General features: G+C 48.0%; 9 protein-coding genes. 5 read left to right on the top strand and 4 right to left on the bottom strand.

All coding sequences use genetic code 11. From position 1 onward, the window contains the following. Positions 1-133 precede the first annotated feature (133 nt). Entirely contained in the window at positions 134-430 is a 297-nt protein-coding gene (locus BCT27_RS10405) for a DUF406 family protein (RefSeq protein ID WP_017008382.1), read from the top strand. 131 nt (positions 431-561) lie between these two features. On the opposite strand, the gene BCT27_RS10410 is transcribed toward BCT27_RS10405, so the two are convergent. Beyond that, positions 562-4,614 carry a hybrid sensor histidine kinase/response regulator gene (locus BCT27_RS10410; RefSeq protein WP_241908555.1) on the bottom strand — a complete coding sequence of 1,351 codons (4,053 nt, stop codon included), beginning with the start codon at positions 4,612-4,614 and terminating at the stop codon, positions 562-564. Between the two features lie 206 nt (positions 4,615-4,820). Between BCT27_RS10410 and BCT27_RS10415 the strand changes: the two genes are divergently transcribed. Further along, positions 4,821-5,705, top strand: a complete 885-nt coding sequence (locus BCT27_RS10415) for a DMT family transporter (RefSeq protein ID WP_102316945.1) — start codon at positions 4,821-4,823, stop codon at positions 5,703-5,705. A 57-nt stretch (positions 5,706-5,762) separates the two neighbouring features. On the opposite strand, the gene BCT27_RS10420 is transcribed toward BCT27_RS10415, so the two are convergent. The 3 genes from BCT27_RS10420 to BCT27_RS10430 form a co-directional block, all read right to left on the bottom strand. Then, complete coding sequence (locus tag BCT27_RS10420; protein ID WP_017008385.1) at positions 5,763-6,371, bottom strand: DNA-J related domain-containing protein; 609 nt, start codon at positions 6,369-6,371, stop codon at positions 5,763-5,765. A gap of 440 nt (positions 6,372-6,811) precedes the next feature. Then, on the bottom strand, positions 6,812-7,930 hold the full coding sequence (gene gcvT, locus BCT27_RS10425) for a glycine cleavage system aminomethyltransferase GcvT (RefSeq protein ID WP_102395760.1): 1,119 nt from the start codon (positions 7,928-7,930) through the stop codon (positions 6,812-6,814). A gap of 118 nt (positions 7,931-8,048) precedes the next feature. Beyond that, a complete protein-coding gene (locus tag BCT27_RS10430; RefSeq protein WP_102316943.1) occupies positions 8,049-8,690 on the bottom strand; it encodes a helix-turn-helix domain-containing protein in 642 nt (213 codons plus the stop codon). Between the two features lie 548 nt (positions 8,691-9,238). On the opposite strand from BCT27_RS10430, the gene BCT27_RS10435 reads away from it, so the two are divergent. The 3 genes from BCT27_RS10435 to gcvP all read left to right on the top strand — a co-directional run bounded on the left by BCT27_RS10435 (position 9,239) and on the right by gcvP (position 14,037). Further along, positions 9,239-10,639 (top strand): L-serine ammonia-lyase, encoded by a 1,401-nt coding sequence (locus tag BCT27_RS10435; protein ID WP_102395761.1) that lies wholly within the window; start codon positions 9,239-9,241, stop codon positions 10,637-10,639. Positions 10,640-10,779: 140 nt separating this feature from the next. Continuing rightward, on the top strand, positions 10,780-11,157 hold the full coding sequence (gene gcvH / locus BCT27_RS10440) for a glycine cleavage system protein GcvH (protein WP_102395762.1): 378 nt from the start codon (positions 10,780-10,782) through the stop codon (positions 11,155-11,157). A gap of 15 nt (positions 11,158-11,172) precedes the next feature. Beyond that, positions 11,173-14,037: an aminomethyl-transferring glycine dehydrogenase gene (gene gcvP, locus BCT27_RS10445; protein ID WP_102395763.1), complete on the top strand. Its 2,865-nt coding sequence runs from the start codon at positions 11,173-11,175 to the stop codon at positions 14,035-14,037. Positions 14,038-14,299: the final 262 nt, after the last annotated feature.

Genomic DNA, 14,299 nt, shown 5'->3' on the forward strand with positions numbered 1-14,299 from the left:
TCGTACACATTCTCACCTTACTCTTCGCGAGAACCTCGAAAAAACCCTACAAAGACCAACGTTAAGTGTAGTAATATTACGAAACAGCCGAAGGGCGAATCTTACTATTATCCCCATCATCGAGAGAGTGCTCATGAGTCAGGAAGAATTTCAAGTATGTGAAGCGTGCGGCGTGACCGCTGAAATGGGTTACGTAATCAGCGAAGGCGATGACGTGGCTGAAGTTGAGATCTTTGCAGAAGACAAAACAATCGCTATCGCTGAATTCAATGCATACCTAGCACTGGCGAAACAAGTCAATGACGCTGTGGTGCACGATCTGGATGAGTCTGCAGAACTGGCGCTTAATCCGCTAAAAGTTCGCCTGAAGTTTGAATGCAGCGCCGAAAAATTAATTTTTGAACTGCGTAGCCGTTCTCTGGCGAAGTAATCGCGTTTCACGATTGACATCGCTTTCTGGTCACTTAACTGACCCATTGAAAAGGCCGCACAATTTTCATTGAGCGGCCTTTTTGTTTTCGTTGGCTTTATTTCTGTTGCACTGCGTTGTGCATCTCTAACCTAAAACAATGTTGGTGTGTTCTCTTCTTCATCAATACCTAATGATTCCAACACAATCTCTAGTTTCTTCGCGGCAACCTCGTATTCAAACTTACGAATAGCATCTTCTACAGGCGTAAGATCAACATCCATGCTCTTAGAACTTTCTTTAATCCCCGCAACAAAATCAACAGCTTGAGTATCAAAATTATTCAAGAGGATTTTGAGTTGCTCTAGCTCAATGCGAAACTCCCTTGGTGTGTACCCCGCAAAAGAAGCTTGTGCCGGTTTTTCCTCAACAGGTTCATCGCTCGGAATGTATTTTTGGATTTCCAGCAGCGTTGCTTGGATTTTATCCATTAAGCTTGCTTCCATTCTTCCATCACTCGTTGCTTGGTCTTCCAAATTACCCGCCAAAACCGCTAACCCTTTCGCTGACACATTCGCAGCGGCACCTTTCAGGGAATGAGCAAACATCTCAACGTCATCACGATTTTCTTGCGCAATGTCTTCTCTGATCGTGTCTATTTTCGCCAGTTTACTCTCTACAAAGGCGGTCATGACTTTCCAGTACGCCACGCTGTTACCACCAATTCGACGAATGCCTTCATTTGCATCAAGCACTAGCGGATCGATATCACTCAGATCATGAACCTGTTGTTCTGTTTCTTTCTTCTCATTCGCCTCGACTGACGACTTCACCGCTTCCCGTGACGCTGATGTCCATTTATGAATAGCACTGATCAATTCATCAACATCGATAGGTTTCGACACATGATCATTCATGCCTGCTTCTTTACATTGTTTAACGTCACGCTCCATCGCATTGGCCGTCATGGCGACAATAGGCAGACCTGAGAGAGATTCAATTTCACGAATTTTCTGCGTAGCCGTCACGCCATCCATCACAGGCATTTGCATATCCATAAGGACGATATCAAATGCTTTTTCTTGCACCCGCTCGAGGGCAATTTGCCCGTTATCTGCCACTTCAATCGATGGGTTATAGGTTTCCAAGATCCCCTTCGCGACTTCCTGGTTGATCATGTTGTCTTCAACCAACAGGATATTTAATCCCGTGAAGTCATAAACAATTGACGATTTCTCTTCAATATCTCGCGCGTTAACCAGTTTCAGCTCTTCTTTTCCGAACGCTTCCATCAGTGCATCAAACAGAGAAGAAGGATTGATGGGTTTCACGAGGGTTGCATCAAACAAGTCCTGCATGTCATCGGTGATCAGGCCTGCATCTTCACCGTATGCACTGGCAAGAATCACTTTTGGCATCTTATTCAAAGGCAATTCTTGAATTTGCATGGTGGCTTCATCACCGTTAATGCCCGGCATTTTCCAGTCCATGACCACCACATCGAAGCCATCATTCCCTTTACAGGCATTTTCAACTTCGAACACAGCTTCTTCACCGTTAGATACCGCCGCCACGCGCAGATCTAAGTTATCAAGCAAGGCATACATGATGTCACGCGAGGCTTGGTTGTCGTCCACCACCAGCACGCGTTTATCGTTAAGAATGGTGCTTTTCGCCACTTGTTCTTTGATACTTGAATCACTGCGGCCACAACGAATAGTGAACGAGAACGTAGAGCCTTTACCCGTCTCACTTTCTACCCAAATGCGACCGCCCATGAGCTCAACGAAACTCTTAGAAATGGTGAGACCAAGGCCTGTACCGCCGTATTTGCGGGTGATCGAACCATCCGCTTGAGAGAATGACTGGAACAGACGTTCCATTTGCTCATCGCTCATGCCGATACCGGTATCCTCAATGTCGAACTGAATCTCGACCACTTCATCACCATCAGACACTTTACGTGCACGGATGATGATTTCCCCACTGTCGGTGAACTTCACTGAGTTACCCGTGAGATTGATAATGATCTGACCAAGACGTAATGGGTCACCCACTAAGTCGTCAGGAAGGTCTGGGTCAATATCAAAGATAAGCTCGAGTTCTTTTTCTTTGGCTTTCACGGAAATGATGTTGCTAATGTTGTCCAACACTTCGCTGAACCTGAACTCAATGTGTTCAACAGAGAGTTTACCTGCCTCGATTTTCGAGAAATCAAGAATGTCATTAATGATGCCGAGTAGCGATTTACCCGCTTTTTCTATGTTGCCAACATAATTACGTTGTTTGTCGTTGAGATCCGTCAGCAAGGCTAAGTGCGACATCCCTAGGATGGCATTCATTGGTGTACGAATTTCGTGGCTCATGTTTGCCAAGAATTCGCCTTTGGCTTTACTGGCCTCTGTGGCTTGGTCTTTCGCGCCAATCAAGTCAGTTTCTAGGCGTTTTTGCGTTGTCACATCAACGAAGAGACCCACAATACCGAGTGGTTGCCCATCGCCGCCATAATAGGTTGCTTCATACACCGTCAGGATACGCACATCCCCTTCTGCGTTGGCGAGTTCGATGTCATAAACGTGTGAACCTGGGTTTTCGAGAAGGGCTTTTTCCTTCTCAGCAAACATGGTGGCAACGTCTTCTTTAAAGAGCTCATCCGGGGATTTATCCACCACATCAACAAAGAACAGACCAAGGAAGTCTGTGAACGCGTCATTAACCCCAATGTACTTGCCTTCTGTGTCGCGGAAGTAGGTTGGGTTAGGCATTGCATTGATGATTTGTTGGTTAAGTTTGAGCTGTTCTGAGATTCTGCGTTCAGCTTCTACCTGAAGCTCGGCGTTCATGGTGAGCTGAATGCCCACGGCCAAATCTTCTTGCGCTTCGGAGAGCCAATCTATTTCTTTGTCAGAAAGCACACGCACCGAGCCCAATTCCAACACGCCCACCATTTCACTGTTTACAAACAGTGGAATGAAATACATTTCCTCGAGCTTTAACAACCCTGCGGGTAGCGTTAGGGTGAATTTTTCGTCTTGGTTACGAATGCGCAAGAATTCTTTGGTACGAATAATAGTGCGATGGAATGAAACACTCTCCGCTTCCATCACTTTTGTTTGTTCATCAACACCCACACCGCCAATGAGATGAAGCTTTTCATTTCTCACGCAATAAATGGCTGAATAAGGGATTTCGAATCGTTGCGAGAAGAACGTTGGCACTTCAATACCGAGGGAGCGCGTATCTGCACAGCCTCGAATCAAATCGGAAAAGGCTTTTATCTGGCGACTAAACTCAAACCGTTCTGCAATTTCTTCTAGTACCTTGTTTTGCGCCGAAGCGAGATCTTTGAGCTCACCTTGGCTTTCCACGTCCAATTTGAATTCAAACTCTTTGTCCCTAACCTTGCTGACAATTGTGCTGCGAATATTGTCTAGCGGCTTCAAGAAACGTACCCATAGCAAAACTGTTGTTGCGGCGACGGAGATTATCAGCAAATAAGCCATGGATATAACAATGCCATCCATGTTGCGCTTACTTTGTATCAAGCTCTCTAACTCTGAGCGCGTGCTCTTTTCTATCGTGTCATAAAAGGCACCAATTGGGCCCATGATCTTGTTTTTTGCATGGATGTAATCAGCCCCAAACAACATTTGCTGTGCAAGTTCTGAGTCGGGTAATACGCGCTCGATTCCACGTGCAGTGCGCTTGCGACCTTGGATCAGGTCCATTGCCGACTGTTCAATATCGATCAGGTCTTGTGAGCGCGAGAGCGCTTGTGTCAAAAACGCCAAATGCGCTTCACTGATACCCACATCACGCAATCTGCTCAGCAAAGAAGGATAGTCAGGGCGGATGGGAATCTCTGGCTGAGTCACTTCGTAGCTAGGATCAGAAAGCTGTGACCAATAGTCGAAATTGTACCCTGCTGGCATCGGGAGCTGCCCATCTCGCACCGCTTTTACCTGCTCAAACAAGTAACGCCACCGATTGTTTGTCGTGACGGAATAGTTGCGCGCGAACTGCGTTAACAAATCAGAACTTTGTTTAAGCTCAATGGCTAAGGCATATTGTTGATGACGTTGCTCATAAATCTCGTTGATGTCTTCACTCAGCGCTTCAGAGCGGATAACTGCAAAAATAATGGATGCGCCTAGAAAAAGAATGAATCCCATGAAGGCAAAATATACGTGCCGAATTGATCTCATTTCGTCTCCGAAAATCTCATGTTCGTGACATTTGTTTTATATAAGCGTAGACGGCGACATTCGGTTGATAAAGTGAGAAAAAGCAAAAGCCTGTTTGCATCTACATTTATACTGAAAACGGTTTACCGAATACCTGAAATAAAACGTTGACCCAAGAAAGGGAGAGACGAAACCAAATCGCCTAAATGAAACGCTAAGGAGTGGCTGTGTCGCCGATTTATAAAGGGACGTGGGCGATGCTGGTCGGCATCACCTTGCTGAGTGTCGATAGCTTATTGATTCGACTAATACATTCCTCAGAGTGGACATTGCTTTTTTGGCGTGGTTTTTTTTCGGTGGTGGTTATTCTGGCAGTTATGCTCGCCGTTCGACCCAAAGAAACGATTGCAGCTATAAAAGCGCCAACAAAATCGCTATTTCTTGGCTCAATCGCGTTCTCTTTGTCGACGATCTGCTTTGTGCTCTCCATTGAAATGACACAAGTTGCCAGTACATTAATCATCATTAATGTCAGCCCCTTGATCAGTGCCCTGCTCGCCTACTTCTTCCTCAAAGAGCGTGTTGATAGACGCACACTCATCGCCATTGTCGCTGCGACGGCAGGCATTGTGTTTGTGTTCAGTGATACCGCATTGCCAGACGCCTCGATCGGTAATTTGATGGCACTAGTCACCGCTTTTATGCTGGCCTCTTACTTTGTGATCCTACGCAAAACGCAAAGCAAGAATGCACCGTTGTACCTTGTGCTTGGCGGTTTTTTCACCATGGTCATTGCCCTTATTGCAGGCGCTGAACCTTTCGCACTTACCGAACAAGAATGGGTTTATATCTTGATCCTTTGTGTGGGTGTGGTGCCACTTTCCTTCGTACTGATATCCATTGGTCCTCGCTATCTACCTGCGGCGCATGCCAACTTGTTCATGCTTTTGGAGGCGATTTTGGGCCCATTATTCGTTTGGTGGGGACTGGGGGAAGTGCCGAGCCAGAACGTACTGATCGGCGGAGGCATTGTCTTATTGACCTTGATATTGTTCACCGTCTCAGCGGCAAATGAAAAGCGCGCACTCAACAAAAAAGCCAGCATCGGTTGATACTGGCTTTTCGAAATCATTGGTGCATTGTTACAGACCGAATTGTTGGCGACAGGCCTAAAGGCGTAAACTTTGCCACGCTTCACACATAGTGCGGAATGTAGCGGCATCGCCTTCTGGACGGTCTGGGTGCCATTTCAGTGCCATTTTTCGCCACTGACGGCGTATCTCTAAATCCGACGCATCCACCGACAATCCCAACGCTGACAGCGCATTTTTACGCTCGACCGTTGTCTCACTGCAATGTCCAACATGCTGCTGATAACGCTTCCAGAAAGAGGAAAGCAAATCACGCACATCTTCGAGTTGCGCATCGTAGTTTTTCCAATCCATGTAATATTCGCGCAAGGGATCGTCGCGATTGATTTCATGTTGGACAAACCCTGAGCTTGCGCCGCGCCATTTCAATTGAATGTCCATCGACTCTACTTGCAACCACTGCTGAGGAAGCAGCATTTCTTGCAGTTGGTATAGGGCGTTCATGATGAGAAAATTACGCTTGAAGAGATCCAGCTGAAGGTCATCGTCTAAATGATCCATGATGGTTTTCTTCTGCAGCTCAGACATCAGGTAGTGAACCTTCCAACTTTGGTGAGATTCTTCGAGCACGCTCAGAATCGGCCAGATCAGGGGGTTATCAATGTCATCCCGTTGTTCAGCAAGCATACTGCAAATTCTCCTATCGACGACATGTCGTACATATAAGACATTAATCCATTATGCTGTGTATCGCCTGCGAATTTCCGTTCTTCTGCGCCGACTCACAGCTCTTTGCTCCTTGGCAGGAGGCTTCACCCCTACTAACAGAACACTCATTTGCTGTATAAAATGCATGCATAGTCGATGCCAATCACGAGACGATGTGTAAAAATATTTTACAGCGTCAGAATGGTTACATTTAGGCCATTGAGTACAAAAAGAAAAAGGCCAGTGATAATCACTGGCCTTTGTTGTCGAGTTCACTATCAACGATGCAGATTTATTGTTTGAACTGCATAAAGCGGCAATTTTGTGACACTTCATTGGCAATTTTACTGCCGTCTGCATTTTTTTGACGCCAGAACGTAAAACCAAATTCGCTGTCAATTTGCCGCAAAGCGATGCAATCAGCCGCGATAATAACGTTGTGGTACAAATGGCATCTTTTCGATGGTCATCGGCAATTTCTTACCGCGCACCTCAGCGAACACTTCGGTGCCAATCACTGCAAGTGCCGTTGAAACGTAACCCATCGCCACAGGTTGACCTTTCGTTGGGCCAAACGTGCCGCTGGTGACTACGCCAATTTCATTGTCATCAGCATCAAACAGCACTGCTCCTTCACGAACAGGCGCTTTACTTCCACCCAGCAAACCAACACGCTTGCGCGAAACATCTTTGGTCGCAATTTGGTCAAGAATGATGTCTGCACCAGGGAACCCACCGGCACGCTCACCGTCTGCACGGCGTGGCTTGCTCAGCGCCCACAGTAAGCTTGCTTCAACAGGCGTAGTTGTCGTGTCAATGTCGTGACCATACAAACACAAGCCACACTCAAGACGCAGAGAATCACGCGCTCCCAAACCAATCCATTCAACAGCATCGTTGGCGAGAAGAACACGGGCAAATGCATCGGCTTGATCAGCGGGCACTGAGATTTCATAGCCATCTTCACCCGTATAACCAGAGCGGCTCACCAAACATTCAACGCCGCCCAAATCCATTGACGCCGCATCCATGAATACCATGTCAGCAACAGCAGGATTAAGGGTAGCAAGCACCGCAGCGGCCTCTGGACCTTGCAATGCTAGCAGCGCACGGTCTTCGATTTCTTCCAGTTGTACGTCGCTTGGCAGGTTGGCACGAAGGTGCGCAATATCTTGCGCTTTACACGCGGCATTCACGACCACGAACAAGTGATCGCCAAAGTTTGTCACCATCAAGTCATCCATCAAGCCGCCTTGCTCATTGGTGAACAACGCATAACGCTGCTTACCGGCTGGCAAATCGATGATGTCGACGGGCACTAACGCCTCAAGTGCTTTTGCTGCATTTTCGCCATGTAAACGAAGCTGACCCATGTGCGACACATCAAACAGACCCGCATGTTCGCGACAATGGATATGTTCTTTACGCACACCCAATTCGTATTGAACAGGCATGTCATAACCTGCGAATGGCACCATTTTGGCACCCATTTCAATGTGTAGGGCATGTAACGGGGTTTTGAGAAGATCCTGTGACATGTTTCACTCCATGATCATGGCAATAGCCGACGTACTGAGAAATTGTCCGCCATTTGGCGGGATGGTGTTTTGGTCATCCTTCTTAAGAGGATGACCAGCCTCTCTCTAGAGGAGAATACTAAGAGGCTGTTACCCAAAGGATGAGTGCGTCTTCTTCACTGGCAGAGGTCAGCATGTGCCCCATCGCTGCGTCGTAGTAAACACTGTCACCTTCTTCTAAGGTAATCGCTTCATAGAATTCTGAATAAAATACGATGCTTCCTTCAAGCACTAAGAGGAACTCTTCGCCATCGTGTCTAATCCACTCATCGTACTCATCAAATGCGCGAGCATGCACACGAGACTTGAACGGAAACATCTTCTTGTTAGTTAGCTGTGTAGCAAGTAACTCGTGTTCGTAAGTCGCAGTTGGTCGCGCCTTACCTTCACCAGCGCGCGTAATGTCGCGTCGGCCTGTGGCTTTTCGTTGTTTTGGTGGCGTGAACAATTGGGGAATACCAATGTTCAAACCCGCAGCCAGCTTTTGCATCGCTTGAAAGGTTGGCGAAATCTGTTCGTTTTCGATTTTTGATAATGTCGATCGCGCCAAGCCCGTCAGTTTGCTCGCCTCTTCCAAGGTCAAACCACCCGCGGTTCGGATTTCTTTCAAGCGTTCACCCAACTTCAGGGGCGCAACGTGCGCGTCACCGCTTGCACTCAAGCTTCCGCGTTCAACGGTTACTGATGGATACACGTCCTGTGTATCTGTCTGTGTTGTCATTCGACTCCCCTTTACATTGTCTCATGGGCCGTCAGCGTGGGCTCATTCTTACACAGAGACTGTGTGAGCCGATAAGCGCGAGTTAACACTTTTAACAAAAAGTTTCCTATTGGAAACTTACGATAAAAACGCACTGACATACGATGAGCCCTAACTAATTGAAATTACATCAACCCATGGCTTCGATAGATCACTCAAAAATCCAACAAAATAACACGAATTATAAAGCACTGTTTTTAATCACTATTAATGAATGACAATGAAATAACCGTTGCAATCATGGATGCCAAAAGGTAAAAAAGCAAACGTTTGCGCAAAAACGAAAACCAGAATGCTTCGTGTGGATGGCTATTTTCGAAATATGGCTAGGCGATCACAACGCGAGTTTCCTATAGGAAATTTTGTTTTACGAAGTGGTAGTACGTTTTGTATGTTACACAAATGTTGACTCCGGCAACGCATAAAAAGCCAATACTTAAATAATAGGCTCCGGACTGTCATCCCCCATCAAGGGATGGTGTGTACCCTACAAAACGAGGAGACGTGCAATGAGCCATAGCATGTTTGACCTGTTCAAAATTGGCGTTGGCCCATCTAGCTCCCACACCGTTGGGCCGATGGTCGCAGCTGCCCGATTTGCTGCCAATCTTCGCGAAGAAGCATTGCTCCACAATACGCACAAGGTATCTATCGAGCTATTCGGTTCATTAGCCTTAACGGGAAAGGGACACGCTACCGATATCGCCTGTGTCATGGGATTGATGGGTGAATGGCCTGATAGCATTAACTCAGACGACATTCCAACCATGTGCAACATGGTTAAAGGAAGCAAAGAGCTGCCTCTCGACGGACATCGATTTATTCCGTTTGATTGGGATGTAGACTTGGTCTTCCATTTCGACAAAGTATTGCCTGAACACCCAAATGGCATGACGTTGACGGCAATGGGTGAAAACGATGACATCTTGCTCTGCAAAACGTATTTCTCGGTAGGGGGTGGTTTTGTGGTTGAAAAAGGTGAAACCGATGCATTGGCGTCGGATTTTTCACCACCGAACACATTTAGCAGTGCCGTTGAACTTCTTGAGCACTGTAAAACGCAAAATAAATCGATTGCTGACATCATGTTTGCCAATGAGTTGGCGCGCGCCAAACATCAAGACAAAAAGGCAACGATGGATGCCGTCAATCAACAAATCGATGCCATCTGGCAAGTGATGTTGGCCTGTATCGAGCGCGGTATTGAACAAGAAGGTACGCTACCGGGTGGTTTGCAGCTAAAACGTCGTGCGAAAAAATTACGCGACTGCATCAAGCGTAAAGACACCGACGGACTGCCCGTTGATTCGAATGATTGGGTCAACATGTATGCCATGGCAGTCAATGAAGAAAATGCAGCGGGTGGACGTGTAGTCACTGCACCAACAAACGGTGCCGCGGGTGTTATTCCGGCGGTGTTGGCGTACTACAACAAGTTTGTGTCGCCAAATAACATGGACGGTATTCGTACTTTCCTCGCTGTCGCAGCCGCAATTGGTTCGCTTTATAAAACCAATGCGTCGATTTCCGCCGCAGAGGTGGGATGCCAAGGCGAAATTGGCGTGGCGTGCTCCATGGCAGCCGCAGGATTGGCCGCCGCAATGGGGGCGACACCTGCACAAATTGAAAATGCCGCAGAAATCGGCATGGAACATAACTTGGGCCTAACGTGCGACCCAATAAATGGTTTGGTTCAAGTGCCTTGCATTGAACGCAACACCATGGGCGCAGTGAAAGCCATCAACGCCACAAGATTGGCGTTGAACGGTGATGGTGAGCACCACGTTTCGTTAGATAGCGTCATAAAGACGATGCACGAAACCGGGCTCGACATGATGAGCAAGTACAAGGAAACCTCACAAGGTGGCCTTGCAACAAACACCATCGCCATCAATGTTGTCGCGTGTTGAGGCGCGCGCCAGCAAGGTCAAAAAAATAACGAACATAGCACTGGCGCGCTGTCGTAAAGCGCGCCGAATAGAACACAAAATCGCGTTTTTTCGCTGAGTGAGCGAAGACGAATAACCACGTTTCAAACGGAGATGAAGAAATGGATGCAACCCTGAAGTTTGCTGAGAGCCACGAGTGGGTAAAAGACAATGGTGACGGTACTGTAACCGTTGGCATTTCTGAGCACGCACAAACGCTTCTAGGCGATGTTGTTTTTGTGGATCTGCCAGACGTAGGCAGCGAAGTAGAAGTGGGCGAAGGTTTCTCATTGGTAGAATCCGTAAAAGCAGCTTCTGACATTTACGGCCCAGTAAACGGCGAAGTCGTTGAAGTGAACGAAGATCTGGAAGACAGCCCAGAACTTGTTAACGAAGCGCCGTTTGAAGGTGGTTGGATTGCAAAAATCAAGCTTGCTGAAGACAGCAACCTCGATCACTTGATGTCTGCTGACGCTTACCAAGAAACTATCGAAGACTAATTCAGGACGACTGTCATGACCGAATCACGCCTACTCGACCAACTCCAACCTCATGATGAGTTTGTGACGCGCCACAATGGCCCGCGTGACACTGATCAAGCCGAGATGCTGCGTACCGTGAATGCCACGAGCCTTGAGCATTTGATTGAAGAAACGGTACCTGCTCACATTCGTTTACCTCGACCGCTTGAGTTAGACGATGCACTCAGCGAAGTTGCCATGCTAGACAAACTGAAAGGCATTGCCAGCAAGAATGTCATCAAGCAAAGCTTCATCGGCCAAGGTTACTATGGCACGCATACGCCTACACCCATTCTGCGCAATGTCTTAGAGAATCCGGGTTGGTACACGGCCTATACGCCATACCAGCCAGAAATTTCTCAAGGTCGTCTTGAATCACTGCTGAACTTCCAGCAAATGGTGATGGATTTAACCGGCATGGAATTGGCGAATGCCTCACTGCTGGATGAAGCGACAGCCGCTGCTGAAGCCATGACGCTATGTAAGCGTGGTGGTAAGAGCAAGAGCAATACCTTCTTCGTTGCTGATGACGTGCACCCGCAAACCCTCGACGTAATTAACACACGCGCGGGCTTCATGGGCTTCGACGTGATCACTGGCGCTGCAGATACCCTGCCACAGCACGACGTATTTGGTGCGCTGCTGCAATACCCAGGTACGACTGGCCAAGTGCGTGATTTGACGGATTTGATTGCCCAAGCACAAGCCAATAAAACATTGGTTACTGTCGCCGCAGACCTGCTTTCTCTCGCCTTGCTAAAAGCACCGGGTCAGATGGGTGCAGATGTCGTGATTGGCTCAGCACAACGTTTCGGCGTGCCAATGGGCTACGGTGGTCCTCACGCTGCGTTCATGGCAACCCGTGACAAACTCAAGCGCACCATGCCTGGCCGCGTTATCGGTGTGTCTATCGATAACAAAGGTAAGCAAGCGCTGCGCATGGCAATGCAAACCCGCGAGCAGCATATTCGCCGTGAAAAAGCGACGTCGAACATTTGTACTGCTCAGGCGTTATTGGCCAACATGGCGGCATTCTTCGCGGTTTACCACGGTCCAGAAGGCCTGAAGAAAATTGCACGTCGTGTTCACCACCTGACTGCGTTGGCGGCAGCAGCATTCAATCATGCTGGCGTAGAAGTGGCATTCCACGATTTCTTCGACACCATTACCCTGAACACGGGCGACCAAACGGACGCACTGTTCAAGAAAGCACAAGATGCTGGCTACAACCTGCGTAAGCTTGATGGTCAACTCGGTGTGAGTGTGGATGAAACCACCACATTGGAAGACATCAACGGCTTGTTGGCCGCCATCACTGATGAAAGTGATGCCACCCAATTCGCCGCGTCTATCGAAGCTGACGAGTTTGCGGCGATTCCAGAATCTTGCCGTCGTACCAGTGCGTACCTGACGCACCCCGTCTTCAATACGCACCATAGCGAAACACAGCTAATGCGTTACATGAAGAAGCTCGAAAACAAAGACTTCTCTTTGACGCACGGCATGATCCCGCTGGGTAGCTGCACCATGAAACTAAATGCGGCGGCTGAAATGATCCCCGTCACGTGGCCGGAATTTGGTGCCCTGCACCCATTTGTGCCTGCTGACCAAGCGTTGGGTTATACCGAGCTTGCAGACTCTCTCAACAAGATGCTTTGTGAAATCACAGGCTACGACGAAATGTCTCTGCAACCAAACTCCGGTGCACAAGGTGAATACGCAGGCTTAATCGCGATTCAGCGTTACCACGAAAGCCGTGGCGATGCGCACCGTAACGTGTGTTTGATCCCAAGCTCTGCACACGGTACAAACCCAGCGTCTGCAGCCATGGTGTCAATGAAAGTGGTAGTAGTGGGTTGTGATGACAGCGGTAATGTCGATGTTGAAGATCTGAAAGCGAAGATTGAGAAACATCGCGACAACCTTTCTTGCATCATGATCACTTACCCGTCAACGCACGGCGTTTACGAAGAAGCGGTTCAAGAAGTGTGCGAATTGGTTCATGAAGCGGGTGGTCAGGTTTACCTTGATGGCGCGAACATGAACGCACAAGTTGGTCTTACTAGCCCGGGCTTTATCGGTTCAGACGTTTCTCACCTGAATTTACACAAAACCTTCTGTATCCCTCACGGTGGTGGCGGTCCAGGTATGGGTCCTATCGGTGTGAAAGCACATCTCGCCCCTTTCCTTCCAGGGCACGCTGTGAACGGCACTGAATTCGCAGTATCTGCTGCACAAATCGGTAGCGCCTCTATTTTGCCAATCTCGTGGGCATACATTGCCATGATGGGTGAACAAGGCCTGACCGAAGCCACTAAAGTCGCGATTTTGAGCGCGAACTATGTGATGGAGCGTCTGCGTCCGCACTACCCAGTGCTGTACCGCGGTACACACGGGCGTATTGCGCACGAATGCATCATTGATATTCGTCCACTCAAAGACGAATCAGGCATTAGCGAAGAAGATATTGCAAAACGCTTGATGGACTTTGGCTTCCACGCACCGACCATGTCATTCCCTGTTGCTGGCACGCTCATGATCGAGCCGACAGAAAGTGAAGACAAAGCAGAGTTGGATCGTTTCTGTGATGCCATGATTGCGATTCGTGAAGAAATCGCGAAAGTGCAAGACGGCGAATGGCCATTGGAGAACAACCCATTGGTCAATGCACCACACACTCAATCAGACTTGATGTCTGAGGGGTGGGAACGTCTATACAGCCGTGAGTTGGCATGCTTCCCGAGTGCGCAAGCGAAAGATGCGAAATACTGGCCAACAGTAAACCGTGTCGACAACGTGTACGGCGACCGTAACTTGATTTGTTCGTGCCCGAGCATTGAAAGTTACATGGAAGACTGATCAGCACCGCTATCGTTTTAAACAAAACAAAAACGAGCCTTTCTGGCTCGTTTTTTCTTTCATAAAGTTTGCATTATTAGTCATTGTATAAATGCTGCATTTTTTTGTGTATGGAGTGTAATCAACTAACCACTTACCTATCACAGCTCACACAAACAACGCGATTCGAGGGTTTGCAACCCACTGGAATTGCAGTATCTATTTGACTCTAAGCCTTTATTTTCGCGCCTCACGCCCAACCCCCTACGCCCATTTCCTGTGT

It is taken from the genome of Enterovibrio norvegicus, from assembly GCF_002876705.1.
Taxonomy (GTDB): Bacteria; Pseudomonadota; Gammaproteobacteria; order Enterobacterales; family Vibrionaceae; genus Enterovibrio; species Enterovibrio norvegicus_B.